This is a genomic window from Gemmobacter fulvus, assembly GCF_018798885.1.
GTDB lineage: Bacteria > Pseudomonadota > Alphaproteobacteria > Rhodobacterales > Rhodobacteraceae > Gemmobacter > Gemmobacter fulvus.
Window position 1 is genome coordinate 269217 of sequence record NZ_CP076361.1, and the last position, 25318, is coordinate 294534.

Sequence of the window (25318 nt, forward strand, 5' to 3'; positions counted from 1 at the left end):
TCCTGTCTGGCAGATCTCTGGAAGGGCTGGCCGCGCTGTGGCCAGCCCTTTCTGCATTTATGGGCCTGACCCTTGCATTTTCGCGGGTCGGCTATGCACGGCCTGCATGGGGTTTTAGGTCATAATAATTGACCCAAATGCCGCACCGCAGTATGGATGCACATCCACCGGAGCACCGCCATGACAGATCCCGCCCACCACTCCCTGATCGAAGATATTCAAGGCATCCTGTTCGGTGTGGTTATGGCCGCGCTTGGCATTCACATCCTGAACCACATGGGGTTCATGACCGGGCAAACCGTCGGGCTGGCGGTTCTGCTGGTGAATTATACCGGCCTGCCCTTTCCGGTTGCTTATTTCGGGCTGAGCCTCCCGTTTCTGCTGCTGGGCTATCGTCGCCTTGGCGCGCGCTTTGCGGTGAAAACCCTGCTGACCACGGCGCTGCTGTCGGGCCTGACGGCGATCTTGCCGCATTGGGTGGGGCTGGGCCGGATCGAACCTGCAGTGGCGGCCTGTCTGTTCGGCCTGCTGTTCGGCATTGCCGGTCTGGCGGTGGTGCGCCACGGCGGCAGCTTTGGCGGCATTTCGATTGTCTGGCTGATGATCCAGGACCGCACCGGATTTCAGGCCGGCTATGCGCAGCTGATCTTTGACGTGGCGCTGTTTGCCGTGGCGGCCTGGGGCATGGACCCGGAACTGCTTGCCTATAGTTTCCTAGGTGCGGCGGTTTTTGCCCTGTTTCTGGCCATCAATCACCGCCGGGACCGTTATGTCGTCGCCTAGGCACTGGATTTCCGCCCGCCGCAACGCTAGGGCCACGGTATGACCGAGACACACCGCCACAGCCTGATCGAAGACGCACAGGGCCTTGCCTTCGGGGCCACCATGGCGGCCTTCGGCATCGTGATCCTGACCCATCTGGGGCTTGTGACCGGCCAGACCGCCGGGCTGGCGGTGCTGATCTCTTACGCCACCGGCTGGGCCTTCGGGCCGGTGTTCTTTGTGGTGAACATTCCCTTCTATCTGATCGGCTGGCTGCGCATCGGCGGCATGTTCACCCTGAAAACCTTTGCCGCCGTCGCCGCCCTGTCGGGACTGACGATGGTGATGCCCGGCTGGGTCAGCTTTGCCGCCTTGAACCCGGTCTTTGGCGCGGTGCTGTTCGGGTTTCTGTCGGGAGCTGCCCTGCTGGCCCTGTTCCGCCATGGGGCGAGCCTTGGCGGTGTGGGCATTGTCGCGCTGATGGTGCAGGACCGCTTCGGCATCCGGGCAGGCTGGGTGCAACTCGGCTTTGATGCGGTGCTGTTTGCCGTTGCGCTGAGCCTGCGGGATGTGCAAACCGTCGCCATCAGCTTCCTTGGCGCTGTGGTGGTGAACCTCGTGATCGCCATCAATCATCGCCGTGACCGCTACGTCGCCACCTGAATCACCTGTGACGCATAGGTTTCACTGGCCTTTCCGCGCTGCCTCCTGTAAGGCCGCGCCAACCCTAATGATCTGAAAGAGACCCTCCCGATGGAGCTTCGCAACATCGCGATCATCGCGCACGTTGACCACGGCAAGACCACCCTTGTGGATGAGTTGCTGAAACAATCCGGTTCGTTCCGTGAAAACCAGTCCGTCAGCGAACGCGCGATGGACAGCAATGACATCGAACGCGAGCGCGGCATCACCATTCTGGCCAAATGCACGAGCGTTGAGCACAACGGGATGCGCATCAATATCGTGGACACCCCCGGCCACGCCGATTTCGGCGGCGAGGTGGAGCGGATCCTCAGCATGGTCGACGGGGTTGTGCTGCTGGTGGATGCCGCCGAAGGCCCGATGCCGCAAACCAAATTCGTGACCTCCAAGGCACTGGCGCTGGGTCTGCGCCCGATCGTGGTGCTGAACAAGGTCGACAAGCCGGATGCCGAACCCGACCGCGCGCTGAACGAAGTGTTCGATCTGTTCGCCAACCTTGGTGCCTCGGATGAACAGCTCGATTTCCCGCATCTTTACGCCTCGGGCAGGGCGGGCTGGGCAGACGAGTCGCTGGACGGGCCGCGCAAGGATCTGAACGCGCTGTTCGATCTGGTCGTGCGCCATGTGCCTGCCCCGGCACAGGTAGCCCGCGCCGCAGAACCGTTCCAGATGCTGGCGACCACGCTGTCGGCTGACCCGTTCATCGGCCGCATCCTGACTGGCCGCGTCGAGGCGGGCACGATCAAGGTGGGGGCCACCCTGAAGGCGCTGTCGCGCACCGGCGAACGTCTGGAACAGTTCCGCGTCACCAAGATCCTGGCCTTCCGTGGTCTGAGCCAGACCCCGATCGAAGAAGCCCAAGCCGGGGATATCGTCACGCTGGCCGGCATGACCAAAGCCACCGTGGCCGATACGCTGTGTGATCTGTCGGTGGAAACCGCGCTGCCCGCCCAGCCGATTGACCCGCCGACCATCACCGTCACCTTCGGTATCAATGACAGCCCGCTGGCGGGCCGTGATGGCAGCAAGGTGCAAAGCCGCGTCATCCGCGACCGTCTGATGAAGGAATGCGAAGTCAACGTCGCGATCCGCGTGGCCGATACCGCAGGCGGCGAGGCCTTCGAGGTTTCGGGCCGGGGCGAATTGCAGATGGGCGTTCTGATCGAGAACATGCGCCGCGAAGGGTTCGAACTGTCGATCTCGCGCCCGCGCGTGATCTTCAAGGAAGAAGGCGGCGTCCGCATGGAGCCGATCGAAGAAGTCATCGTCGATGTGGATGATGAATATTCGGGCACGGTGATCGACAAGCTGACCGGCGAGCGCAAGGGCGATCTGGTCGAGATGAAACCGGCAGGCGTCGGCAAGACCCGCATCGTGGCGCATGTGCCCTCGCGCGGGCTGATCGGCTATCACGGCCAGTTCATGACCGATACGCGCGGCACCGGTGTGCTGAACCGCATCTTCCACGGCTGGGTGCCGCACAAGGGCCCGATCCAGGGGCGGCGCCAGGGCGTGCTGATCTCGATGGAGAATGGCGTTTCGGTGTCTTACGCGCTGTGGAAACTGGAAGATCGCGGCCGCTTCTTCATCGGCGCGCAGGAAGCCGTGTATCAGGGCATGATCCTGGGCGAGCACAACCGCGACAACGATCTGGAAATCAACCCGATCCGCGGCAAGCAGCTGACCAACGTGCGTGCCTCGGGCACGGATGAGGCCGTGCGCCTGACGACCCCGGTGCGCATGAGCCTGGAAGAATCCATCGCTTATATCGAAGATGATGAGCTGGTCGAGGTGACCCCGAAAACCATCCGCATGCGCAAGCGGCATCTGGACCCGCATGAGCGCAAACGCGCCAGCCGGTCGGAGTGACACGGACCGCAACGGGGGGCGCGCCCCCCGCACCCCTGCGGATATTTCCGCCAAGATGAATGACAAAGGCCGGGTGCACTGCCCGGCCTTTTGCTTTTGATCTGAGGGTGTCGTCAGGCGGCCATGGCGAGGCGACAGGGTTGGAACGGCTCTACCGTGACCTGTGCGCCGTCAAAAGTGCAGAAACTGCCGGTTGGCAGCGCCTGCCAGCCGGGTTCGTCGGTTTCCAGCGGTTCGGAGACCACGGCGCGGCCACCGCGATTTTCGGACCAGCGGTGATAGAGTGTCGGGGCGAAATCATCGGTGGCATAGCGCATCGCATAGAGCCGGGTGCCATCCGACATCGCCACCGCAAGGCGCAGATGCGGGGCGCTGCCTTTCTGTCGGGCCAGGGTGATGAACCGTGCCGCAGCGCGTTCCATCGCGCCGCGCGGATCATGGTCCAGCCCATCGGCCAGGGCCACCAGAAACAGCGCCTCGCTGTCGGTCGCGCCCTTGCGCTGCGGATAAAGCGAGTCGGGGATCAGCATATCGGCATCGCGGCGGAACTGGTCATAGCCGCCGACCTGCCCGTTGTGCATGAAGCTCCAGCGACCATGGGTGAAGGGATGGCAGTTGTTGCGGCTGGTGGCGGTGCCGGTGGAGGCGCGCACATGGGCCAGAAACAGGCCCGACCGCACCGTCGCCACCAGGCTACGCAGATTGGGATCCGACCAGGCGGGCATCACATCGCGGTAAAGCCCCGGTTCGGGTTTGTCGCCATACCAGGCGATGCCAAAGCCATCGGCATTGATCGCGGTTTTACACTCGGTCGCGCAATGGCTCTGATGGATCAGCGAATGGCCGGGGCGGCTCACGATGTCTTCGAGAAAGATCGGCGCTCCGATATAGGCGGCCCAGCGGCACATTCAGCACCCCCGACCGCAGCCGATGGCTGCTGTTTCACACCTGCCGACACACATACCCTGCCCTCACGTTTCTGTTTTGTGCAGTTTAAGCGATACGGCACGAAAATGCAGCCCAAATTCCATGGGTATTTTTGCTGGATTGGTGGAGAAACTCCCGCCATACTGACGGATATGCAGAAACTTGACCATCTGGACCGTCGTATCCTGACCATCCTGCAACGCACCGCCGGGCTGTCGCTGGAGGAGCTGGGCGAAGAGGTTGGCCTGTCGCGCAATGCGGTGTGGCGGCGGGTGAAGGTGCTGGAAGAGACGGGCGTGATCCGGGGCCGGGTTGCCCTGCTGGACCCGGAGTTGTTGGGGCTGGGCCTGACGGTGTTCATGATGATCCGCACGGACCGACACACGGCGGATTGGCTGGATACTTTTGCCGAAGCCACCCGCGACATGCCGGAAATTCTGGGGGCCTACCGCATGACCGGTGATCTGGATTATCTGGTGCGCGCACGGGTGGCAGATGTCCGGGCCTATGACAGGCTCTATCGCGCTTTGGTAGCGCGGGTCGATCTGCACGATGTATCGGCCAGTTTCGTGATGGAAGAGTTGAAGGAAACCACCGCGCTGCCACTGTGACAAAGGGCCGGACCCGGCCCTTTGGGAAGGCAGGGACGCGGGCTTAGTCCGCCTCTTCGACCACGCAGAGGTCACGAATGCTCGCGCCCTTCGCATGAGAAAGTGCCGCCTGATATTCGGGGCTGTGGTAGCAGGCCACAGCCGCCTCCAGCGAGGGGAAGCGGGCCACGACGTTGCGGGGGCGGTCATTGCCCTCGAGTTGCACATAACGCCCGCCGCGGGCGAGGAACGCGCCGCCATGGGCGGCAATCGCCGGGCCGGCGGCCTGCGCATATTTGCCATAGGCCTCGGCGTCGGTCACCTGCACATGGGCGATCCAGAGTGCTGTTGGCATGTCTTACCCTCCGATGGCGGCTTCGGCCGCTGCAATGGCCGCCTCGGCCTGTGTGATGTCGGCCCCGCCCGCCTGCGCCATATCCGCGCGACCGCCGCCGCCTTTGCCGCCAAGGGCCTCGGCCGCCGCCTTGACCAGGGTCACGGCAGACAGACGATCCGTCAGATCAGCCGTGACACCCGCCGCGACCGCCGGTTTCGCGCCGGTATCGGCAATCAGCAGCACCGCGCCCGAGCCGAGCCGCGACTTCATCTCGTCGATCAAGCCGGGCAGATCCTTGCCGGAGACACCGGTCATCACCTGCGCGATGAATTTGATGCCGTTGATCTCTTTGGCCTCGGGGCCGCCGGATTTGCCGCCCATCGCCAGTTCGCGCCGCAACTGTGCCACTTCGTTTTGCAGCGCCTTGCGCTCGTCCAGCAGCGCTTTCGCCCGTTCCGCCAGATCGCTGACCGGGGCCTTCAGCACTGCCGCCACATCGGCCAGCAGTCTGGATTGTTCGGCCATATGGGCCAGCGCGCCCTCGCCGGTCAGCGCCTCGATCCGGCGCACGCCGGAGGCAGAGGCGCTGTCGGACAGCAGCACGAAGGCGCCGATTTCGCCCAGCTGCCGCACATGGGTGCCGCCGCAAAGCTCGATCGAATAGGTATTGCCCGCAGGCCCCTTGCCCGAGCCATTGAGCGCGCCCATCGACACGACGCGCACCTCTTCGCCATATTTCTCGCCGAACAGCGCCTGCGCGCCAAGGCCGCGCGCATCATCGGGCGACATCAGCCGCGTTTCCACCGCGCCGTTCTGGCGAATGAAGTTGTTGACCTCATCCTCCACCGCTTTCAGCTCTTCTGCGCTCATCGCCTTGGAATGGGCGAAATCGAAGCGCAGCCGGTCTGCCGCATTGAGCGAGCCGCGCTGCGCGACATGATCGCCCAGAATGCGGCGCAGCGCCTCGTTCAGCAGGTGGGTGGCGGAATGGTTGGCGCGGATGGACTGGCGGCGGTGATGGTCCAGCTCCAGCTTGGCGGGCTGGCCACGCAGCAGCGCGCCTTCGGTGATCTCGGCCACATGATAGACGACATTGGCGGCCTTGCGGGTATCGCTGATCCGCGCCAGCCCGGTATCCGTGCGGATCCAGCCCTGATCGCCGACCTGACCGCCGCTTTCGGCGTAGAACGGCGTCTGGTTCACCACGACGTTGACAATCGCGCCCTTCGCCTCGTCAGAGGAGCCGATGGCCGCGCCATCCTTGACAATGGCGAGGATCTGACCTTCGGCCAGCTCGCCGTCATAGCCGAGGAATTCGGTCGCGCCGTGTTTGTCGGCCAGTTCGAACCAGATCTTCGCGTCCTTGGCCTCGCCCGACCCGGACCAGGAGGCGCGGGCCTTGGCGCGCTGTTCTTCCATGGCGGCGTCGAAACCCGCCACATCCACAGCCCGGCCCTTTTCGCGCAGCGCATCCTGCGTGAGGTCGAGCGGAAAACCATAGGTGTCATAGAGTTTGAACGCGGCCGGGCCGGGCAGATCGGCGCCTTCGGGCAGATCGGCCAGCTCTTCGTCCAAGAGCCGCAGGCCCCGGTCCAGCGTGGTGCGGAACTTGGTTTCTTCCAGCCGCAGCGTTTCTTCGATCAGGTTCTGCGCCTGAACCAGTTCGGGATAGGCGGCCCCCATCTGGCGGACCAGCGCCGGAACCAGCTTGTACATCGTCACGTCATTGGTGCCGAGCATGTTCAGGTGGCGCATTGCCCGGCGCATGATGCGGCGCAGCACATAGCCGCGCCCGTCATTCGACGGCATCACGCCATCGGCGATCAGGAACGAGGTGGAACGCAGGTGATCGGCCACAACGCGGTGATGCACCTTGCCCGGCCCGTCGGGGTCGTTGGAGGTGACATGGGCCGAAGCCTCGATCAGGCTGCGCATCAGATCGGTGTCGTAATTGTCGTGTTTTCCTTGCAGCAGCGCGCCGATCCGCTCCAGCCCCATGCCGGTATCGATCGACTGCATGTCGAGGTCGATCATGGATCCGTCCTCGAACTGCTCGTTCTGCATGAAGACGTTGTTCCAGATCTCGATATAGCGGTCGCCATCCTCATCGGCAGAGCCGGGCGGGCCACCCCAGATATGGTCGCCATGATCAAAGAAGATCTCGGTGCAGGGGCCGCAGGGGCCGGTCGGCCCCATCTGCCAGAAGTTGTCGCTGGTCGGGATGCGGATGATGCGGTCATCCGACAGGCCAGCAACCTTCTTCCAGATCTGCGCCGCCTCGTCATCGGTATGATACACCGTGACCAGCAGTTTCGATTTCGGAATGTCGAAATCGCGTGTCAGCAGTTCCCAGGCGAAATTGATCGCTTCGGCCTTGAAATAATCGCCAAAGCTGAAGTTCCCCAGCATTTCAAAGAAGGTGTGGTGACGCGCGGTATACCCCACATTGTCGAGATCATTGTGCTTGCCGCCCGCCCGCACGCATTTCTGCGCCGTCGTCGCGCGCACATACTCGCGCTTTTCCACCCCGGTGAAGCAGTTCTTGAACTGCACCATGCCAGAGTTGGTGAACATCAGCGTCGGGTCGTTGCGCGGCACCAGCGAGCTGGACTCCACAACCGTATGACCGTTGCGTTTGAAGAAATCGAGATAGGTGGACCGGATGTCGTTCAACGACGGCATGATGTCGTGGCTCCGCGGCTGCGCCTGATGGGCGAAATGCAATCCCGCTTCGTTTAGCGGCGCAGGGCGGGGCTGTCCACCATTGCAACAGCGATGGGCCCGCAAGTGACGAAAAAAGGCGCCCCCGACCGGGGCGCCCTTTGTTTTCGCGGCCTTAGGCTGCGCATTTGATCACATGTCGACCACATCTTCCGAGGCGGCTTCGGTCATGTGGAAATCCAGACCATTCGCGGCGCGGATCTTGTCTTCGATCTCCATCGCGACGGAGGGATTGGCCTTCAGGAAGTTCTTCGCGTTTTCGCGGCCCTGCCCGATGCGCTCGTCGCCATAGGAATACCAGCTGCCGGATTTCTCGACGACACCGGCCTTCACGCCGATATCGACCAGTTCCCCGGTTTTGGAGATGCCTTCGCCATACATGATGTCGAATTCAACCTGTTTGAAGGGCGGTGCGACCTTGTTCTTCACCACCTTCACGCGGGTCGAGTTGCCCACCACCTCGTCACGGTCCTTGATCGAGGAGACGCGACGGATATCGAGGCGCACCGAGGCATAGAATTTGAGCGCATTGCCGCCGGTAGTGGTTTCGGGGCTGCCGAACATCACGCCGATCTTCATGCGGATCTGGTTGATGAAGATCACCATGCAGTTGGACCGGCCGATGGAGGCGGTCAGCTTGCGCATGGCCTGGCTCATCAGCCGGGCCTGGCTGCCCATCTGCATATCGCCCATGTCGCCTTCGATTTCCGATTTCGGCACCAAGGCCGCCACCGAGTCGATCACCACAAGGCTGACCGCACCGGAGCGCACCAGCGTATCGACGATCTCCAAAGCCTGTTCGCCGGTATCGGGCTGCGAAATCAGCAGCTCATCCAGATTGACGCCAAGCTTCTTGGCATATTGCGGATCAAGGGCATGTTCCGCATCGACAAAGGCGCAAACGCCACCCTTTTTCTGTTCCTCGGCCACCACATGCAGGGTCAGCGTGGTCTTGCCCGAGCTTTCCGGCCCGTAAATCTCGATGATGCGGCCCTTGGGCAGCCCGCCGATCCCCAAGGCAATATCCAGCCCCAGCGAGCCGGTCGATGTTGCCTCTACATCCAGAGCCGGATTTTCGGATCCGAGCTTCATGATCGAACCCTTGCCGAATTGCCGTTCGATCTGTGCCAGGGCGCTTTCGAGCGCCTTCTGTTTGTCCATGTCGCGCTTTCCGTTCAAATCGAGAAGGGTTGCGGTTGCCATCCGTGATGTCCTTATCCCATAGCCGCCCGCGCGGGGCAATGTCTTGACTTGCCTCAGGATGTTCCTGACTTGTTCTCCATATATGCGATCAAAACGGGAACATATCAACTGTCTTTTCGTAAAATCAGCTTTTTCCCAAATCCGTTAAGGGATAGTTTACGCTGTGGGCGCAAAACGGCCCGGAGATAAAGAAGAGGCAGGAATGCTGGTATTCTGGCACCAGAAGCTGACGATGCTCGCCACGCCCAAAACGGGCACCACGGCGGTGGAGTCCGCACTCGAATCACTCGCCCATGTGGTGATCCAGCGCCCGCCCCAGCTCAAGCACGCCTCGGTGCGCAAATATCACCGCTTCATCGGCCCCTGGCTGGAAAGTGCTGCCGGACACCCCTTCACCGTGATAGCCACCATGCGCGAGCCGCTGGACTGGCTGGGCAGCTGGTATCGCTATCGGCAGCGTGAAGATCTGGCGAACGAGAAGAAAAGCACTGCCGGGATCAGTTTTGATGCCTTCGTGCGCGCTTATTGTTCTGAAAGCCCGCCCGACTATGCCGCCGTGGGCGCGCAGTCGCAGTTTCTGGCCCCGAAGAATGAACGCGGGCTGGACCGTCTGTTCCGCTATGAAAAGATCGAGGATCTGATCGAGTTTCTGGAGGATCGGCTGGCCTGCGAGATCATCCTGCCCCGGCTCAACGTCTCGCCCATCGCCGCGATGGATCTGGAACCGGGCACGGAGAAACTGTTGCGCAAGGTCGCAGCACGGGATTTCGAGCTTTACGACCAGCTGTGCCAGGCGGGGTGATCCCGCCTGCCCCGAGGCCGCCCATCTGCCATGAAAAAAGCGCACCCCGCAGGGTGCGCTTTTCCATTCCACCTTCGGCAGAACTCCAGGACTTAGCGCTTGGAGAACTGGAAGCTGCGGCGGGCTTTGGCCTTGCCGTATTTCTTGCGTTCCACGACGCGGCTGTCGCGGGTCAGGAAGCCTGCGGCTTTCAGTGCGGCGCGCAGCGTCGGTTCATAGAGTTGCAGCGCCTTGGAGATGCCGTGCTTGACCGCACCGGCCTGACCGGACAGGCCCCCACCGGCAACGGTGGCGAACACGTCAAACTGGCCTTCGACACCGGCAACGGTGAAGGGCTGACGCAGGATCATCTGCAGCACCGGGCGAGCGAAGTAAGCGGCCATTTCCTTGCCGTTCACCACAACCTTGCCGGAACCGGGCTTGATCCAGACGCGGGCGACCGCATCCTTACGCTTGCCGGTGGCATAGGAACGGCCAAGGCTGTCGCGCTTCGGCTCACGCGCGGCGGCCACAACGGCAGCGGCGGTCGGAGCAGCGGCGCCCGAGACGGCCGATTTCAGATCGTCGAGGGATTTGATGTCAGCCATGATCAGGCGCTCCGGGTGTTTTTCGGGTTCAGCGCCGCAACGTCGAGAACGGTGGGCTGCTGAGCTTCATGCGGATGGGCGGCACCTGCATAAACGCGCAGGTTGGTCATCTGCTGACGGCCAAGCGAGTTGCGGGTGATCATACGCTCAACAGCCTTGACCACGACGCGCTCGGGGTGATTGCCTTCCAGCACCTGACGCGCGGTGCGGAACTTGATCCCGCCCGGGTGGCCGGTGTGCCAGTAGTAGCGCTTGTCGTTGCGCTTGTTACCGGTCATCTGCACCTTGTCGGCGTTGATGATGATAACATTGTCACCCATGTCCATGTGGGGGGTGAAGGTCGGCTTGTTCTTGCCGCGCAGGATATTGGCGACGATCGTGGCGAGGCGGCCCAGAACGATGCCTTCGGCATCAATCAGGATCCACTTCTTCTCGATATCCGCCGGAGTAGCGGTGAAGGTTTTCATATCGTAACCCATGAAGTGAAGGGAGGCGAACCTCCCGGAATCTCGGATGGCCGTATCTCTCGTATTCCGCCACGCGCGTCAAGCACCCGATATGCAATATAATATATAGAAATCAATGGCTTGAAAAATAGGTATCAATATACCCCAATTTTCCGCCGTATTTTGCCGCCATTCCTGCCCGCAGGGGGCACGCGGCTCAGCGCAGCACCGGCGGCTTGTCGGGATTCATGCCGGGGGCCTGCGGTGCGGCGGGTTCGGCGGCGACGGGCACCGGCAGATCAAAGCGCAGCGCCACCTGTTCCATCGCACCGAGTGCGGTATCGGCGGCAGTCAGGAAGGCCACGTCCAACTCTCCGGCCTCGATGCCCGAAAAGGTCAGCGCCTCGGCACTGGCGCGCGCCAGCGCGGGCTGCGCCCCGGCGGCGGCATCAACGAACACCAGCATATGCCCGTGGCGGCCATCGTCATAGACCACCCCCGCCAGCAGCGCATAGGCGGCCAACCCGCCTGCCCGCGCCAGTTTTGCGTCCAGCCCGGCAATCAGGCTCTGCGGCAGGCCCTTGGGCGGATGAAAGCTTTGCGGGCGCGCCTCGGCCTCTTCCGGCCCATGCGCCAGCGTTTCGGCCAGCCAGTCCACCGCGAAGGGCGGCAGCACCATGGCCGAGGGGGCCACGCCAAGGTTGATGCCCAGCCCGATCCCCTGCCCCGCCAGCAATTGCGCCACCACCCGGCCCGGCAGCGCGGCATAGGGCGCAGGCACGCTGGTAAAAGCCGCCAGCCGCGCCTCGCTGTCGAAGATCAGCACCACCGGGCCATCCTCCAGATCGAACACCCGCGGGGTCAGCGTTTCGCCCACCGCTTCGGATTCCAGCAGCACCACCATTTCGCCATCGGCCAGCCGCTCGTAAAAGCGCAGGCGCGGGGCATCATCGCCATCGGCAGCGGCGGCCATTGCGGCATAGGCGTCATCCAGAAGGCTCATGTCCCCTCCTCCATCAGCAGGCGCACCCGGTCACGCAGCACCGGCAAAAGCTCGGCCGCGAACCAGGGATTGCGGTTCAGCCACCCGGTATTCCGCCAGGACGGATGCGGCAAGGGCAGAATGCCGCGCGCCAGCCCGTCGCGCCACATCGCCACAGCGGCGCTGACCGATCCGCGATGGCCCAGATGCCAGCGGATCGCAGTCCCGCCCACTGCCAGCGTCAGTTGCACCTGCGGATGCGCGGCCAGAACCTCGGCCCGCCAGGTGGCGGCACAGATCGGCGGCGGCGGCAGATCGCTGCCCTTCGCATCATAGCCAGGAAAACAGAAGGCCATGGGCAGGATGGCGATTCGCGTCCGGTCGTAAAACCGGGCCTCGTCGAGCCCCAGCCACTCGCGCAGCCGCACCCCAGATGGATCGGTGAAGGGCTTACCCGAGGCATGCACCCGCGCCCCCGGTGCCTGTCCCGCAATCAGCAGCCGCGCGCCGGTCGCGTGCCAGAACACCGGGCGGGGCGCATGGGCGGTGGCTGTGGCGGCAAAGGATTGCGCGCACAGCCTGCACGCCAGCAGCCGTGCCTCCAGACCGGCAATCCCTGCCCGTTTTGCCATCCTGAACCCCCAAAGGTGCGGCAGCGCAACACCTGCGCCCCCATATCCACCCTGCCGTTGTAGCCTGCCCGCCTGCCGGATAGGAGACCCCTATCGTCTGCCCGACAGCCGGAGCCCCGATGTATCGCGTCTCGACCTTCATCCGCCACTTTGCCCGCGCCCTTCTGGCGGGCACGGCTGTTGCCACGCTCTGGGTCAATCTGGATCCGGCCAGCTATTATGATGTGATGGAATGGCGGCTGTTCCCGCTGCCGCTGCCGGAATGGCTGGTGGCGTCGCATGTGCGGGTGACGCTGATCGCGCTGACCTCGGATCTGCTGATGGCGTTTTTCTTCTTCCTTCTCGGCAAGGAGCTGTGGGAGGCGCATATGCTGGAGCGCGGCGCCCTGCATGGCGCGCGGGCCGGTCTGCCGCTGTTGGCGACGCTGGGCGGGCTGGCCGGGGCGATTGCGGTCTGGGTGCTGACCTCCGCGCTGATTGAGACAGCGGAGGAGGCTAGTTTCGGCACCGGCTGGGCCGTGCCCCTGGGCTGCGATGTGGTGCTGGGCTATGTGGTGGGCCGCCATGTGTTCGGCCCGGGCAGCCCGGCGCTGCATCTGCTGCTGCTGATCACCATCGGCGCCGATCTGGCCGGGCTGCTGGCGCTGGGGCTGGCCTTCCCCGAACATCCGCTGCGGCTGATCTGGCTGCTGCTGCCGCTGCTGGCCAGTTCCGGCGTATGGTGGCTGGTCGGGCGTCATGCCAGCGCCAGCAATGAGCGCGAGCGGCAACGGGCGTTGCAGCTCTGGCCCTATGCCTGCGCCGGTGCGCTGTGCTGGATCGGCACCGCCGCCTCGGGGCTGCCGGGGGCCTTGGGCCTGCTGCCGGTGATCCCTGCCATTCCCCATGCCGGGCGCGCCTTTGGCCTGTTTGCCGAGGCCGAAGCCTTTCTGCATGACCCGCTGAACCGCTTTGCGCATCTGCTGGTGAAACCGCTGATGGTGGTGCTGTTCCTGTTCGGGCTGACGCGCGGCGGCATTGATCTGGCGGCCTTTGCACCCACCACGCTTGTGACACTGGCGGCCCTGTGGATCGGCAAGCCTGCGGGCATCCTGCTGGGCACGCTGATTGCGGTGCGGCTGCTGCGCCTGCCGCTGCCGCAGGGCCTGCACTGGCCCGATATGGCCCGGATCGCAGGCCTGGCCACCATGGGCTTCACCGTGCCGGTGCTGGCGCTGGAAACCGCCCTGCCCGGCGGGGCCATGGCCGAAGCCGCGCGTTTCGGTCTGGCGCTGAGCCTGCTGGCAGGCCCCGCGCTGCTGCTGACCGCCCGGCGGCGCTAGGCCGATCCGCCCTGCCCGAAACGTGACCCGCGCATAGATTGCCAAGCCCCCACAAGGGCTGACATAATGCTGCCCGAATGGGGTATTATCCCGATCTGTGACAAAGAGTGACCGGGTGTTAATGAAAATGGCTTATCCGGGGAAACAACCGGAACGCAACACGCGCCCGATTGCGGGCGCAAAGAGGCGTGGATGATCGAGTTCGAGAATGTCAGCAAGTCCTTCTGGACGGGCAAACAGCGCAAGGTCATCCTTGATCGAGCCTCGTTCCGTATTGAACTGGGCAATTCTCTGGGCATTCTGGCCAAGAATGGCACCGGCAAGACCACGATCATCAACATGATGGCCGGGCTTGAAAAACCGGATGAGGGCCGCGTCCTGCGCAGCTCGCGCATCTCGTTTCCGCTGGGCTTCATGGGCGGCGTGGTCAACAAACACACCGCCACCGAAAACTGCCGCTACATTGCGCGGCTTTACGGGCTGGACCCGGATTATGTGGAAAGCTTCTGCCGCTGGCTTTGCGGACTGGCGGAATATTTCGACATGCCGGTCGGCACCTACAGCGCCGGGATGCGCGCGCGGTTTTCGTTCGCGCTGATGCTGGCGCTGGATTTCGACATCTATCTGATCGACGAAGGCATGCCCGCGACCACCGATGTCGAGTTCAACCGCAAGGCCGGGTCGATCCTGCGGGAACGGCTGCGCAATACAACTGTGATCATCGTCTCGCATCAGGCGCAGACGCTGGAAAAATTCTGCCGTTCCGCCGCCGTTCTGGCGGATGGCAAGCTGTACATGTTTGAAACCCTTGAAGAAGCGAAACGTCTTTATGACTACAAAGCTCACGGTTAAACGGTTCCGTATCCGCCGCCCCGACCCGGTGGAGCCGCTGCAGCCGCGGGCCGCAGCCACGCCGGACGCGATGCTGTTCGAGCCGCCGGACGACGGGTTCGGCGATCAGTCTTTCGTGTCACCTGCCGCCGCTGCGGGCACGGCGGTCGCCGGTGCCGAGACCGCGCCGGGAACCGATCTGGACGCCATCCGCCGGGAAGGCCTGACGGGGCGGCAATTGCGGCTGGCGCGTCGGCTGGCGCAAAAACATGACATGCCCGCCACATCGGATTTCGATGCAGTGCGCCTGCTGCGCAAGGCGGGCATTGATCCGTTTCAACGCACCAATCTGCTGGAACTGGTCAGCGGTGGCAGTGGTGGCGGCGACGTGCCGCCGCAATTGCCGGGCCGGTCGGTGGCCAAGGTGCCGCCGGGCGATGGCGTGCAATTGCCGCAAACCATCAAACCGATACAGGTGCCCTCCACCGAAGTGCGCGCCGAACAGAACCATGCCGCCGACATCATGCGCATCCAGCGCGATCTGGCGCGGCGCAGGCGGCGCAAATCCGCCTTGCTGGTGGCTCGGCTGCTGTTCTTTGTCGGCCTGCCGACCCTGCTGACCGGCTTTTATTATTACATGGTGGCGACCCCGCTTTACGCCACCAAGGCCGAATTCGTGATCCAGCAATCGGCCAATCCCAGCAGCCCCGCCGCCGGTCTGGGCGGTTTGCTGCAAGGCTCGCCCATGGCCACCTCGCAGGATTCGATCACCGTGCAGGGCTATCTGCAATCGCGCGACGCCATGTTGCGACTGGATTCCGACAAGGGATTTCGCGCGCATTTCAGTGATCCGGCCATTGATCCGATCCAGCGCCTGACACCCGGCGCCACGCTGGAGGCCGCCTACAAGGCCTATACCCGCAATATCCACATCGCCTATGACCCCACCGAAGGCATCATCAAGATGGAGGTCATCGCCGCCGATCCGCAAAAATCGGTCGAGTTTTCGCGCGCGCTGATCGGCTATGCCGAAGAGCAGGTCGATCACCTGACCCAACGCCTGCGCGAAGATCAGATGAAAGGCGCGGATGACAGCTACAAGAACGCCGAACGCGAAATGCTCGCCTCGCAGCGCCGCGTGGTGGAATTGCAGGAAAAGTTCAAAGTGCTCAGCTCTGAAGTCGAGGTGCAGCTGATCACGGCGCAGATCACCCAGCTGGAGACGCAGCTGACCACCGACAAGCTCTCGTTGCAGCAGATGGAAAGCAATGCCACGCCCAACAAGGCGCGCATGGATCCGCTGAAACGCCGCATCACCGCGATGGAGGATGAGATTGCCAGCCTGCGCTCCAAGCTGACCGAAGCGGGCGCGGGCGGCGAAAGCCTCGCTGTGGTGCAAAGCGAGCTGCTGGTGGCGCAGGCCGATGTGCAGACCCGGCAACTGCTGCTGGCGCAAAGCCTGCAAGCGATGGAAACCGCGCGGATCGAGGCGAACCGGCAGGTGCGCTATCTGTCGGTCTCGGTCAATCCGATCGCACCCGACGAGGCGAGCTATCCACGCGCTTTTGAAAACACCGTGGTTGCGCTGCTGATCTTTGGCGGTATCTACCTGATGATCTCGATGACCGCCGCCATTCTGCGCGAGCAGGTCTCTGCTTAAGGAGCGATGATGAAAGATGTGCAAATCGGCGGGCTGACCGTCAGCAATGACCGCCCGCTGCTGGTGATTGCCGGTCCCTGCCAGTTGGAAAGCCTCGATCACGCGCAGATGATTGCGGGCCGGATGGCCGAGGCCTGTGCCGCCGCAGGCGCGCAATATGTGTTCAAGGCCAGCTATGACAAGGCGAACCGCACCTCGCTGTCCGGGCGGCGCGGCATGGGCATGGAGGCCGGGCTGAAGGTGCTGGAGGCAATCCGCGCCAGTGGCCTGCCGGTGCTGACCGACATCCATGATGCGGGTCAGGCGCGCGAGGCAGCAACCGTGGTCGATGTGATCCAGATCCCGGCCTTTCTGTGCCGCCAGACCGATCTGCTGCTGACAGCCGGGCAAACCGGCGCGGTGGTCAATATCAAGAAGGGCCAGTTCCTCGCGCCCTGGGATATGGCCAATGTCGCCGACAAGGTCGCCAGCACCGGCAATGACCGGATCCTGCTGACAGAACGCGGCGTGAGCTTCGGTTATAACACGCTGGTCGCGGATATGCGCAGCCTGCCCACCATGGCGCGCACCGGCTATCCGGTGATCATGGATGCCACCCATTCGGTGCAGCAACCCGGCGGTCAGGGCAGCAGCAGCGGCGGCCAGCGCGAATTTGCGCCGGTGATGGCGCGCTGCGCCGTGTCGCTGGGCATTGCCGGGGTATTCATCGAAACCCACGAAGCACCGGACAGCGCGCCGTCGGACGGGCCCAACATGATCCCGCTGGATCAGATGCCCGCGCTGATCGACAGCCTGATGCAGTTCGACCGGCTCGCCAAAGCCAACCCGCTGCGGGTGTGAGCCAAACCAAAAGCCGCCCTTCGGGGCGGCTTTTCTGTTCGGGCTGCGGGATTCGACGTCACGTTATGCGCAAACTAGTGCCCTGCACGCAGCAGAGCCTGAACATCTCACCGTAACTCTTTGGAATGCTTGGCGCACCCAGCACGATTCGAACGTGCGACCTTTGCCTTCGGAGGGCAACGCTCTATCCAGCTGAGCTATGGGTGCGTACTGGCGACTAGATAGACCAAGCCGCCGGGGCCTGCAATCGCAAATCGTCAGGCAAACAACTCGTGGCACAATTCCAGTGCCTCGATCAGAACATCGACCTCGGCCTCGGTGTTGTACATGGCGAACGAGGCGCGGCAGGTGGCCCCCACGCCCATATGCGCCATCAGCGGCATGGCGCAATGTGTGCCCGCGCGCACCGCAACGCCCTTCTTGTCCAGCACGGTCGAGATGTCATGCGCATGGGCCGCCCCGTCGAGCGTGAAGGAGAAGATCGCGCCTTTGCCAGCCGAATTTCCCTGCACCGACAACCAGTTCAGCCCGGCCAGCCGGTTGCGCGCATAATCGCGCAGCTGGCGTTCATGGGCGGCGATATTGGCCATGCCGATGCCCATCAGATATTCCAGCGCAACGCCCAGCCCGATCTGCTGCACAATGCCCGGCGTGCCCGCCTCGAACTTCATCGGCGGGTCGTTATAGGTGACGGCATCGCGCGTCACTTCGCGGATCATGTCGCCGCCGCCAAGGAAGGGGCGCATTTCGGCCATGCGCTCGCGCCGGATATAGATCGCGCCGGAGCCGGAGGGGCCGTAAAGCTTGTGCCCGGTGATGGCAAAGAAATCACAGCCCATGGCCTGCACATCCACCGGCATATGCACCGCCGATTGCGAGCCATCGACCAGCACCGGCACACCCTTTTCGCGCGCTGCCCGGCAGATGGCAGCCGTATCCACCACCGTGCCCAGGACATTGGACATCTGCGTGATCGCCACAAGTCTGGTGCGCGGACCGATGGCGTCGATCACCGCCTGCGGATCCAGATCGCCATTGGCGTCACACTCCACCCATTTCAGCACCACGCCCTGCCGTTCACGCAGGAAATGCCAGGGCACGATATTGGCGTGATGTTCCATCACCGACAGCACGATCTCGTCCCCCGGCTGCAAGCGGGGTGCCGCCCAGGCATAGGACACCAGATTGATGCCCTCGGTCGTGCCCGAGGTGAACACGATCTCGTCTTCGGAACCGGCATTCAGGAAGCGCGCGATGGTATGGCGCACCGCCTCGTATTTGTCGGTAGCGAGGTTGGAGAGGTAATGCAGACCGCGATGCACATTGGCATATTCCATCGCATAGGCCTGCGTCACCGCATCAATCACGCAGCGCGGCTTTTGCGCCGAGGCGCCATTGTCGAGGTAAACCAGCGCCTTGCCATTCACCTCGCGCGCGAGGATCGGAAAATCGGCCCGGATTTTTGCCACGTCAAACATCATGCCACCTCGGATGGCGTCTGCGATGCTTCCACAATCGCCCGCGCCCATTGGAACAAAAACCCTGCAAAGGTCAGCAGGCCGATCAGCATCAACTGGCTGCCCGGCCCGATCATGCCCGCCACCAGCCCGACCAGCAGCACAAAGGGGCTGATGGCGACCAGCGCCCAGAACAGCGCCAGCCGCGCGGCATAACCGCCGAGGCCAAAGCCGAAGGCCCGCAGCGCGATATGGCTGATCGCGGCCAGCGCATAAAGAAACGGGATCGTCGCCAGCAGCCCCAACCCCTTGCCCAGCATCTGGGCCGAAACCGGAATTACGGGATCCAGCGCCGTCACCCGCGCCGCTGCCGGAAACTGCGCGATGAAGGCCAGCACCAGAAAGACGATCAGCAGGCTGAAGGCAAATGGCTCTGACCGGCCACGCTGCAAATGCCTGCGCATGACGGCGCGGGGCCGCTGCCAGCTTTGCACGATATCGGTGGTGACAGCCATCTGCGCGCCTGTGCCTTATTGCCCGTGCCGTGCCAGCCAACCTTCCAGCCGGGCGCGGATATCCTCTGCGATGCCGTCATCCTCGATCTCGGCAATCGCCTCGGCCAGGAAGGCCAGCACCAGCAGCGACTGCGCCGCCTTCAGCGGCACGCCGCGCGAGCGCAGGTAATACAGCGCCGTTTCGTCGATCGCGCCCGAAGTGGAGCCGTGGCTGCATTTCACGTCGTCGGCGTAGATTTCCAACTCGGGCTTGGCAAGGAACTGGCTGTCCTCGTCCAGCAGCAGCGACTGGCTGATCTGATAGCCATCGGTTTTCTGCGCCCCGGCCTTGACCAGGATCTTGCCCTGAAACACGCCGACGGCCCCGTTCTTCAGCACCTTCTTGAACACCTGGCGGCTTTCGCAGCGTTCTGCGGCATGGGTCACGAACACCGTGTCATCATGCAGAAACTGGCCATCGCCCACCGCAGCCCCTGCCACATGCGCCATCGCATCGTCGCCGGTCAACTCCAGCACCGCCTCGTTGCGGGTCAGCACGCCATTCGCGGTCAGGGTAAAGCTCTTGAACGCCGACTCGGCCCCGAGCCGGGCGAAGATATGCGTCACCGCGCGGCGCTCATGGTCACGCCCCTGCGAGCGGATGTGGTGGAAGCGCGCGCCATCGGCGATCTCCACTTCCATCACCTGATTGAAGCGCGCCGCCGCCGGGCCGTTTTCCAGCAGGGTGATTTCGGCCCCGGCCTCGACCTTGATGCAGTGATGCAGCGTCGCGTCCGAGGTTTCATCCGCATGCAGATAGATCAGCGAGACGGGTTTGGCCGGTTTGCCAGTGACGCGGATCAGCACGCCATCGGTGGCCGTGGCGGTGTTCAGCGCCGCAAGCGGCCGCGCCACCGGGGTCTGCCCGCGCGTCTCAAGCACGCCATAAAGCGCCTGCGCCCAATGAATATCGGTGCGGTCGGTGGTGGCCAGCCGGTCGATTTCGATCCCGGCCAGCGCCAGATCATCCGAGGCCGCGGCGTCGAACACACCGTCGACGAACACCAGCTTCAGCCGGTCGATGCCGCCGAACACCTCGGCCTCGTCGCCCGCATCAAAGATTGCAGCGCGGGGCGCCTCGGCCTGGGTTAGGCTGGCCGGATCGGTATAGCGCCAGTATTCGTCGCGCTTGCCGGGCAGGCCCATGGCCCGCAACCGTGCCAGAGCATCCACCCGCGCGGACTGTGCCCAGCCGCCCTGCGGCAGGTCCAGCGCCGAAAGCCGATCCTCCAGCGCCTGCTGTTTCGCGTGCGCCAAAGCCATCACTGCACCTCGGCCAGAATACCGGCATAGCCGTTTTCTTCGACCTCCAGCGCCAGTTCCGGCCCGCCGGTCTTCACGATGCGGCCATCGGCCATGATATGCACGACATCGGGTTTGATATGGTCCAGCAGGCGCTGGTAGTGGGTAATCACAAGGAAACCCCGGCCCGCATCGCGCAGCGCATTCACGCCATCCGCGACCAGTTTCATCGCATCGACATCCAGCCCCGAATCCGTCTCGTCAAGGATGCACATCTTCGGCTCAAGCATCGCCATCTGGAGGATTTCGTTGCGCTTTTTCTCGCCGCCCGAGAAGCCGACATTAACCGGGCGCTTCATCATCTCGGCGTCGATCTTTAGCGCCTTGGCCTTTTCGCGCACGACTTTCAGAAACTCGCCCGCCGTCATTTCCTCTTCGCCACGCGCCTTGCGTTGCGCGTTCACCGCCGTGCGCAGGAAGGTCATGTTGCCGACGCCCGGGATCTCCACCGGATATTGGAAGGCCAGAAACAGCCCCGCCGCCGCGCGCTCTTCCGGTTCCATCTCCAGCAGCTCCACGCCTTCCAGCGTGGCAGAGCCTTCAGTGACCTCATAGCCATCGCGGCCCGACAGCACATAAGACAGCGTGGACTTGCCCGAGCCATTCGGCCCCATGATCGCATGAACCTTGCCGGCTTCCACCGTCAGGTTCACACCCTTGAGGATCACCTTGTCCTCTTCTTCCAGCTTCACATGCAGGTTCTTGATTTCCAGCATTTCGTTTTCCTTCATACCCGTCTGCCCGTCTGGGCATGAATTCCGTTAGCCGACCGAGCCTTCAAGGCTGATCGCGACAAGGCTCTGGGCCTCCATCGCGAATTCCATCGGCAGGGCTTGCAGCACTTCTTTGCAGAAGCCGTTCACCACCAGCGCCACGGCTTCTTCTTCGTCCATCCCGCGCGAGCGGCAGTAGAACAGCTGATCGTCATCGACCTTGCTGGTCGTGGCCTCATGCTCCACGCGCGATGAATTGTTCTTCACCTCGATATAGGGCACGGTATGCGCGCCGCATTTGTCGCCGATCAGCAGGCTGTCGCATTGCGTATAGTTGCGGCTGTCGGTGGCCTTGGGGTGCATCGACACCAGACCGCGATAGGTGTTCTGGGCCCGGCCTGCGCTGATGCCCTTGGACACGATCCGCGATTTGGTGCGCTTGCCCAGATGGATCATCTTGGTGCCGGTGTCGGCCTGCTGCGCATTGTTGGCGATGGCGATGGAATAGAACTCGCCCTGGGAATCATCGCCGCGCAGGATGCAGGACGGGTATTTCCAGGTGATCGCCGAGCCGGTTTCCACCTGCGTCCACATCACCTTGGAGCGGTGCCCCCGGCAATCGGCGCGTTTGGTGACAAAGTTGTAGATGCCGCCCTTGCCCTCCTCATCGCCGGGATACCAGTTCTGCACGGTGGAATATTTCACCTCGGCATCATCCAGCAACACGATTTCCACCACCGCCGCGTGCAGCTGGTGGGTGTCGCGTTTCGGGGCGGTGCAGCCTTCCAGATAGCTGACGTAAGAGCCTTTTTCGGCGATGATCAGCGTGCGCTCGAACTGACCGGTATTTTCGGCATTGATGCGGAAATAGGTCGAAAGCTCCATCGGGCAGCGCGTGCCCTCGGGGATATAGACAAACGAGCCATCCGAGAAGACCGCCGAATTCAGCGTGGCAAAGTAGTTATCCGATTGCGGCACCACGCTGCCCAGATATTTCTTCACCAGCTCCGGGTGTTCCTTGATCGCCTCGGAGATGGAACAGAAGATCACCCCCGCCTTGCGCAGCTCGTCCTTGAAGGTGGTGCCGACCGAGACCGAGTCGAACACCGCATCCACAGCCACGCGGCGCGGCTCGTCGCTGCCTTCAACACCGGCCAGAAGCATCTGTTCTTTCAGTGGAATCCCCAGCTTGGCATAGGTTGCCAGCAGCTTGGGGTCCACCTCGTCCAGCGACTGGGGCTTGACGGCCATGCTTTTGGGTTTGGCGTAGTAATACTGGTCCTGATAGTCGATTTCCGGGTAGTGCAGCATCGCCCACCGCGGCTCTTCCATCTGGAGCCAGCGGCGATAGGCGGCCAGACGCCACTCCAGCATCCATTCCGGTTCGCCGTTCTTTTCCGAAATCAGCCGCACGATATCTTCGGACAGGCCCTTGGGCGCATAGTCCATCTCGATGTCGGTTTCCCAGCCGTATTTGTATTTGCCGGCCATGGCCTGCACGGTTTCGATCGTCTCGCGGTCAACGCCTTCGCGCACTTCGATCTGGTCTTCGTTGTCCAGTGCCGTCATGGCTTTTCCCCTGTCATGCCCGCGCGCGGGCCTTGCGATATTGCGCGCCCCACACATCGGCAAAGCGCAACACATCTTCTGTCGTCGTCGCAGGGCCGATGGAGATGCGCAGCGCCGAGCCCGCCGCAACATCGTCAAACCCCATGGCGCGCAGCACCCGGCTGGCCTTCACCTTGCCGCTGGAACAGGCAGAGCCTGCCGAAACGGCAAATCCGGCCAGATCCATCTGCATGACCTGTGTTTCGCCCTTCCAGCCGGGAGTGACGAGGCACAGGGTGTTCGGCAGACGCGGCACACCATTTCCGACCGAAATAGTCTCATTTGCCGTCGCAGACAATGCCGAGTCTAGAATATTTCTAATTTCGGCCACCTGATCCCAGACGCCATTGGCCAGATCGCGGGCCGCCGCCTCGGATGCCGCCGCAAAACCGGCGATGCCGATCAGGTTTTCGGTGCCGGCGCGCCGCCCCATTTCTTGCCCGCCGCCCTTCAGCTGCGCCGCAACATCCAGGCCCCGGCGCAGGATCAGCGCGCCGATTCCCTTGGGCCCGCCCAGCTTGTGCGCCGAGATCAAGCCCATGTCACAGCCCAGCCAGTTAAAGGCGAGTGGCACCTTGCCAAAGGCCTGCGTCAGATCACTGACCGCGAGCCCTTCGGGCAGGGTTTGCAGAATCCCGGTTTCCGAATTGGCATATTGCAGGGCGGTGCGCGCCGGGTCGGTGACATGCACCTGCCCCTGCGCATCGGCGGCAAGATCGGCCTGACACCAGGCCGACACCGCCTCATGTTCGACATCGGCGCAGTGCAGCCCCCGGCCCGCACAGGCCAGCGCCGCCGCCTCTGTTGCGCCCGAGGTGAAGACGATATCCGCCCCGTCGGCCCCCAATGCGGCGGCAATCTGCCCGCGTGCCCGCTCCAGCAGCGATTTCGCTGCCCGGCCCTCGGCATGGACCGAGGACGGGTTGCCGACACACTCCATCGCCGCGATCATCGCCGCCTTCGCCTCGGGGCGCAGCGGCGTGGTGGCGTTCCAGTCGAGATAACTGCGGGGTTTCATAACAGCCCGTCAAGCTTGGTCGCATCAAAGCCCGCGCCCGGAAGCAGCTCTACCCCGGCCTTGGACATGCGCACCTCGACCCCTGCGGCGGTCAACGCGGCTTTCATCGCATCCACCGCCGAGAAATCCTTGGCCGCCATCGCATCGGTCCGCAGTTGCGCCAGCCTGTCGGCATAGGGGCTCAGATCCACGCCGGTCTCCACCCATGCGCCCATATCCGGCAGCAAGAGGCCCAGCAGCTGCGCCGAGGCACACAGCGCCGCAGTATCCCCCTTGCCCGCCAGCGCGTGCAATTCGGCAATCGCGCCTGCGGTGTTCAGATCATCGGCCAGCGCCGCCAGAACCGGCTCTGCCACCTGCCCCGGCCCCACGCCATCGGTCAGCGCCCGCCACTTGCGCAGCGTCGCTTCGGCCTGTGCGGCCTTCTCTGCCGTCCAGTCCATCGGTTTGGTGTAGTGGGTGCCCAGATAGACCATGCGGATCACCTCACCCGGATAGCCCTGATCCAGTAGGTCGCGCACGGTGAAGAAATTGCCCAGACTCTTGGACATCTTCTTGCCCTCGACCTGAAGCATCTCGTTGTGCATCCAGATCTTTGCAAACCCGCCATGCGGATGGGCGCAGCAGCTTTGCGCAATCTCGTTCTCATGGTGCGGAAATTGCAGATCAATGCCGCCGCCGTGAATGTCGAATGTGTCGCCCAGAAGTTCATGGCTCATGGCCGAGCATTCAATATGCCAGCCGGGCCGCCCCCGGCCCCAGGGGCTGTCCCAGCCGGGCAGATCCACACCCGAGGGTTTCCACAGCACGAAATCCATCGGGTCGCGTTTGTAGGGCGCCACTTCGACCCGCGCGCCTGCGATCATGTCATCAATCGAGCGGCCCGACAGCTTGCCGTAATCGGCATAGCTGCGCACATCGAACAGCACATGGCCTTCGGCCTCATAGGCATGGCCCGAGGCGATCAGCCCTTCGATCATATGCACCATGGCGCCGATGAATTCGGTCGCGCGCGGCTCATGCGTCGGGCGCAGCGCCCCCAGCGCATCCATATCGGCGTGATACCAGCCAATCGTTTCATCGGTGATGTCACGGATCGGGCGGCCGGTTTCGGCGGCCCGCGCGTTGATCTTGTCATCCACATCGGTGAAATTGCGCACATAGGTCACCTGCGCGGCCCCATAGACGTGGCGCAGCAGCCGGAACAGCGTGTCAAACACCACCACGGGCCGGGCATTGCCGATATGAGCGCGGTCATAGACGGTCGGGCCACAGACATACAAGCTGATCTGCCCCGGTTTCACCGGCACCAGATCCTCTTTCGTGCGGGTCTTGCTGTTATATAGCCTGATGTGACGCTCGGTCATGGCCAATCCGCCCTCCTTCACCGTCTGTTCCGGGTGCGGGATAGCGGATTGCGCGCGGCTTGAAAACAGCCGATGCGCGGGCCACA

24 protein-coding genes and 1 tRNA gene are annotated in these 25318 nt (G+C 63.3%); 9 read left to right on the top strand and 16 right to left on the bottom strand.

Features of this window, described 5'->3' with window-relative positions:
- Positions 1 to 180: 180 nt before the first annotated feature.
- From KM031_RS01215 to typA, 3 genes are all read left to right on the top strand, one after another.
- Complete coding sequence (locus tag KM031_RS01215; protein WP_215504183.1) at positions 181 to 783, top strand: YitT family protein; 603 nt, start codon at positions 181 to 183, stop codon at positions 781 to 783.
- A gap of 39 nt (positions 784 to 822) precedes the next feature.
- On the top strand, positions 823 to 1425 hold the full coding sequence (locus KM031_RS01220; protein WP_215504182.1) for a YitT family protein: 603 nt from the start codon (positions 823 to 825) through the stop codon (positions 1423 to 1425).
- A gap of 90 nt (positions 1426 to 1515) precedes the next feature.
- Complete coding sequence (gene typA / locus KM031_RS01225) at positions 1516 to 3333, top strand: translational GTPase TypA (protein ID WP_215504181.1); 1818 nt, start codon at positions 1516 to 1518, stop codon at positions 3331 to 3333.
- A 113-nt stretch (positions 3334 to 3446) separates the two neighbouring features.
- Here the strand turns inward: typA and KM031_RS01230 are convergent, their stop codons facing one another.
- Positions 3447 to 4241: a class II glutamine amidotransferase gene (locus KM031_RS01230; protein WP_215504180.1), complete on the bottom strand. Its 795-nt coding sequence runs from the start codon at positions 4239 to 4241 to the stop codon at positions 3447 to 3449.
- Between the two features lie 171 nt (positions 4242 to 4412).
- Here KM031_RS01230 and KM031_RS01235 point away from each other — a divergent pair, with 171 nt between their 5' ends.
- Positions 4413 to 4871, top strand: a complete 459-nt coding sequence (locus KM031_RS01235; RefSeq protein ID WP_215504179.1) for an Lrp/AsnC family transcriptional regulator — start codon at positions 4413 to 4415, stop codon at positions 4869 to 4871.
- A 43-nt stretch (positions 4872 to 4914) separates the two neighbouring features.
- On the opposite strand, the gene KM031_RS01240 is transcribed toward KM031_RS01235, so the two are convergent.
- The 3 genes from KM031_RS01240 to recA form a co-directional block, all read right to left on the bottom strand.
- Positions 4915 to 5205 (bottom strand): DUF1330 domain-containing protein, encoded by a 291-nt coding sequence (locus tag KM031_RS01240; protein ID WP_215504178.1) that lies wholly within the window; start codon positions 5203 to 5205, stop codon positions 4915 to 4917.
- Positions 5206 to 5208: 3 nt separating this feature from the next.
- Positions 5209 to 7869, bottom strand: a complete 2661-nt coding sequence (gene alaS, locus KM031_RS01245; protein WP_215504177.1) for an alanine--tRNA ligase — start codon at positions 7867 to 7869, stop codon at positions 5209 to 5211.
- 171 nt (positions 7870 to 8040) lie between these two features.
- Positions 8041 to 9111, bottom strand: coding sequence for a recombinase RecA (recA, locus tag KM031_RS01250; protein WP_215504176.1), 1071 nt, complete (start codon positions 9109 to 9111; stop codon positions 8041 to 8043).
- A gap of 202 nt (positions 9112 to 9313) precedes the next feature.
- Here recA and KM031_RS01255 point away from each other — a divergent pair, with 202 nt between their 5' ends.
- The gene (locus tag KM031_RS01255) at positions 9314 to 9913 is read left to right on the top strand and encodes a hypothetical protein (RefSeq protein ID WP_215504175.1); all 600 of its coding nucleotides are present in this window, start codon (positions 9314 to 9316) and stop codon (positions 9911 to 9913) included.
- 92 nt (positions 9914 to 10005) lie between these two features.
- Here KM031_RS01255 and rpsI read toward each other — a convergent pair whose 3' ends face one another.
- The 4 genes from rpsI to KM031_RS01275 all read right to left on the bottom strand — a co-directional run bounded on the left by rpsI (position 10006) and on the right by KM031_RS01275 (position 12560).
- On the bottom strand, positions 10006 to 10500 hold the full coding sequence (gene rpsI, locus KM031_RS01260; RefSeq protein ID WP_215504174.1) for a 30S ribosomal protein S9: 495 nt from the start codon (positions 10498 to 10500) through the stop codon (positions 10006 to 10008).
- A gap of 2 nt (positions 10501 to 10502) precedes the next feature.
- Positions 10503 to 10967 carry a 50S ribosomal protein L13 gene (gene rplM / locus KM031_RS01265; RefSeq protein WP_215504173.1) on the bottom strand — a complete coding sequence of 155 codons (465 nt, stop codon included), beginning with the start codon at positions 10965 to 10967 and terminating at the stop codon, positions 10503 to 10505.
- A 196-nt stretch (positions 10968 to 11163) separates the two neighbouring features.
- On the bottom strand, positions 11164 to 11949 hold the full coding sequence (locus tag KM031_RS01270) for an SseB family protein (RefSeq protein WP_215504172.1): 786 nt from the start codon (positions 11947 to 11949) through the stop codon (positions 11164 to 11166).
- Positions 11946 to 12560 carry a uracil-DNA glycosylase family protein gene (locus KM031_RS01275; protein WP_215504171.1) on the bottom strand — a complete coding sequence of 205 codons (615 nt, stop codon included), beginning with the start codon at positions 12558 to 12560 and terminating at the stop codon, positions 11946 to 11948. The genes KM031_RS01270 and KM031_RS01275 overlap by 4 nt, the downstream gene beginning before the upstream one ends.
- Before the next feature lie 119 nt (positions 12561 to 12679).
- On the opposite strand from KM031_RS01275, the gene KM031_RS01280 reads away from it, so the two are divergent.
- From KM031_RS01280 to kdsA, 4 genes are all read left to right on the top strand, one after another.
- Complete coding sequence (locus KM031_RS01280; RefSeq protein ID WP_215504170.1) at positions 12680 to 13882, top strand: Na+/H+ antiporter NhaA; 1203 nt, start codon at positions 12680 to 12682, stop codon at positions 13880 to 13882.
- 192 nt (positions 13883 to 14074) lie between these two features.
- Entirely contained in the window at positions 14075 to 14734 is a 660-nt protein-coding gene (locus KM031_RS01285; RefSeq protein WP_215504169.1) for an ABC transporter ATP-binding protein, read from the top strand.
- Positions 14712 to 16373, top strand: coding sequence for a KpsE/RkpR family capsule polysaccharide export protein (locus KM031_RS01290; protein ID WP_215504168.1), 1662 nt, complete (start codon positions 14712 to 14714; stop codon positions 16371 to 16373). Before KM031_RS01285 ends, KM031_RS01290 begins: the two co-directional genes overlap by 23 nt.
- A gap of 9 nt (positions 16374 to 16382) precedes the next feature.
- Entirely contained in the window at positions 16383 to 17213 is an 831-nt protein-coding gene (gene kdsA, locus KM031_RS01295; RefSeq protein WP_215504167.1) for a 3-deoxy-8-phosphooctulonate synthase, read from the top strand.
- Positions 17214 to 17343: 130 nt separating this feature from the next.
- Here kdsA and KM031_RS01300 read toward each other — a convergent pair.
- From KM031_RS01300 to cysS, 8 genes are all read right to left on the bottom strand, one after another.
- Positions 17344 to 17420: transfer RNA gene (locus KM031_RS01300), tRNA-Arg, on the bottom strand.
- A 50-nt stretch (positions 17421 to 17470) separates the two neighbouring features.
- Positions 17471 to 18691: a cysteine desulfurase gene (locus KM031_RS01305; RefSeq protein WP_215504570.1), complete on the bottom strand. Its 1221-nt coding sequence runs from the start codon at positions 18689 to 18691 to the stop codon at positions 17471 to 17473.
- Complete coding sequence (locus KM031_RS01310; protein ID WP_215504166.1) at positions 18691 to 19185, bottom strand: YIP1 family protein; 495 nt, start codon at positions 19183 to 19185, stop codon at positions 18691 to 18693. The genes KM031_RS01305 and KM031_RS01310 overlap by 1 nt, the downstream gene beginning before the upstream one ends.
- Before the next feature lie 15 nt (positions 19186 to 19200).
- Positions 19201 to 20487, bottom strand: a complete 1287-nt coding sequence (gene sufD / locus KM031_RS01315) for a Fe-S cluster assembly protein SufD (protein ID WP_215504165.1) — start codon at positions 20485 to 20487, stop codon at positions 19201 to 19203.
- The gene (sufC, locus tag KM031_RS01320) at positions 20487 to 21242 is read right to left on the bottom strand and encodes a Fe-S cluster assembly ATPase SufC (RefSeq protein WP_215504569.1); all 756 of its coding nucleotides are present in this window, start codon (positions 21240 to 21242) and stop codon (positions 20487 to 20489) included. Before sufC ends, sufD begins: the two co-directional genes overlap by 1 nt.
- A gap of 45 nt (positions 21243 to 21287) precedes the next feature.
- The gene (sufB, locus tag KM031_RS01325; protein WP_215504164.1) at positions 21288 to 22808 is read right to left on the bottom strand and encodes a Fe-S cluster assembly protein SufB; all 1521 of its coding nucleotides are present in this window, start codon (positions 22806 to 22808) and stop codon (positions 21288 to 21290) included.
- 13 nt (positions 22809 to 22821) lie between these two features.
- Positions 22822 to 23865 (bottom strand): cysteine desulfurase family protein, encoded by a 1044-nt coding sequence (locus KM031_RS01330; protein WP_215504163.1) that lies wholly within the window; start codon positions 23863 to 23865, stop codon positions 22822 to 22824.
- The gene (gene cysS / locus KM031_RS01335; RefSeq protein ID WP_215504162.1) at positions 23862 to 25232 is read right to left on the bottom strand and encodes a cysteine--tRNA ligase; all 1371 of its coding nucleotides are present in this window, start codon (positions 25230 to 25232) and stop codon (positions 23862 to 23864) included. Before cysS ends, KM031_RS01330 begins: the two co-directional genes overlap by 4 nt.
- Positions 25233 to 25318 lie beyond the last annotated feature (86 nt).

Excerpts from the sequence above, each read along its gene's own strand:
- sufD (WP_215504165.1), bottom strand. The coding sequence starts at position 20,487 with ATGGCTTTGGCGCACGCGAAACAGCAGGCGCTGGAGGATCGGCTTTCG.
- KM031_RS01215 (WP_215504183.1), top strand. The coding sequence starts at position 181 with ATGACAGATCCCGCCCACCACTCCCTGATCGAAGATATTCAAGGCATC.
- KM031_RS01230 (WP_215504180.1), bottom strand. The coding sequence starts at position 4,241 with ATGTGCCGCTGGGCCGCCTATATCGGAGCGCCGATCTTTCTCGAAGAC.
- KM031_RS01255 (WP_215504175.1), top strand. The coding sequence starts at position 9,314 with ATGCTGGTATTCTGGCACCAGAAGCTGACGATGCTCGCCACGCCCAAA.
- KM031_RS01305 (WP_215504570.1), bottom strand. The coding sequence starts at position 18,691 with ATGTTTGACGTGGCAAAAATCCGGGCCGATTTTCCGATCCTCGCGCGC.
- KM031_RS01280 (WP_215504170.1), top strand. The coding sequence starts at position 12,680 with ATGTATCGCGTCTCGACCTTCATCCGCCACTTTGCCCGCGCCCTTCTG.
- KM031_RS01290 (WP_215504168.1), top strand. The coding sequence starts at position 14,712 with ATGACTACAAAGCTCACGGTTAAACGGTTCCGTATCCGCCGCCCCGAC.
- rplM (WP_215504173.1), bottom strand. The coding sequence starts at position 10,967 with ATGAAAACCTTCACCGCTACTCCGGCGGATATCGAGAAGAAGTGGATC.
- KM031_RS01310 (WP_215504166.1), bottom strand. The coding sequence starts at position 19,185 with ATGGCTGTCACCACCGATATCGTGCAAAGCTGGCAGCGGCCCCGCGCC.
- sufB (WP_215504164.1), bottom strand. The coding sequence starts at position 22,808 with ATGACGGCACTGGACAACGAAGACCAGATCGAAGTGCGCGAAGGCGTT.
- cysS (WP_215504162.1), bottom strand. The coding sequence starts at position 25,232 with ATGACCGAGCGTCACATCAGGCTATATAACAGCAAGACCCGCACGAAA.
- alaS (WP_215504177.1), bottom strand. The coding sequence starts at position 7,869 with ATGCCGTCGTTGAACGACATCCGGTCCACCTATCTCGATTTCTTCAAA.
- KM031_RS01275 (WP_215504171.1), bottom strand. The coding sequence starts at position 12,560 with ATGGCAAAACGGGCAGGGATTGCCGGTCTGGAGGCACGGCTGCTGGCG.
- sufC (WP_215504569.1), bottom strand. The coding sequence starts at position 21,242 with ATGCTGGAAATCAAGAACCTGCATGTGAAGCTGGAAGAAGAGGACAAG.
- KM031_RS01330 (WP_215504163.1), bottom strand. The coding sequence starts at position 23,865 with ATGAAACCCCGCAGTTATCTCGACTGGAACGCCACCACGCCGCTGCGC.
- typA (WP_215504181.1), top strand. The coding sequence starts at position 1,516 with ATGGAGCTTCGCAACATCGCGATCATCGCGCACGTTGACCACGGCAAG.
- KM031_RS01220 (WP_215504182.1), top strand. The coding sequence starts at position 823 with ATGACCGAGACACACCGCCACAGCCTGATCGAAGACGCACAGGGCCTT.
- recA (WP_215504176.1), bottom strand. The coding sequence starts at position 9,111 with ATGGCAACCGCAACCCTTCTCGATTTGAACGGAAAGCGCGACATGGAC.
- KM031_RS01270 (WP_215504172.1), bottom strand. The coding sequence starts at position 11,949 with ATGAGCCTTCTGGATGACGCCTATGCCGCAATGGCCGCCGCTGCCGAT.
- KM031_RS01285 (WP_215504169.1), top strand. The coding sequence starts at position 14,075 with ATGATCGAGTTCGAGAATGTCAGCAAGTCCTTCTGGACGGGCAAACAG.
- kdsA (WP_215504167.1), top strand. The coding sequence starts at position 16,383 with ATGAAAGATGTGCAAATCGGCGGGCTGACCGTCAGCAATGACCGCCCG.
- KM031_RS01240 (WP_215504178.1), bottom strand. The coding sequence starts at position 5,205 with ATGCCAACAGCACTCTGGATCGCCCATGTGCAGGTGACCGACGCCGAG.
- KM031_RS01235 (WP_215504179.1), top strand. The coding sequence starts at position 4,413 with ATGCAGAAACTTGACCATCTGGACCGTCGTATCCTGACCATCCTGCAA.
- rpsI (WP_215504174.1), bottom strand. The coding sequence starts at position 10,500 with ATGGCTGACATCAAATCCCTCGACGATCTGAAATCGGCCGTCTCGGGC.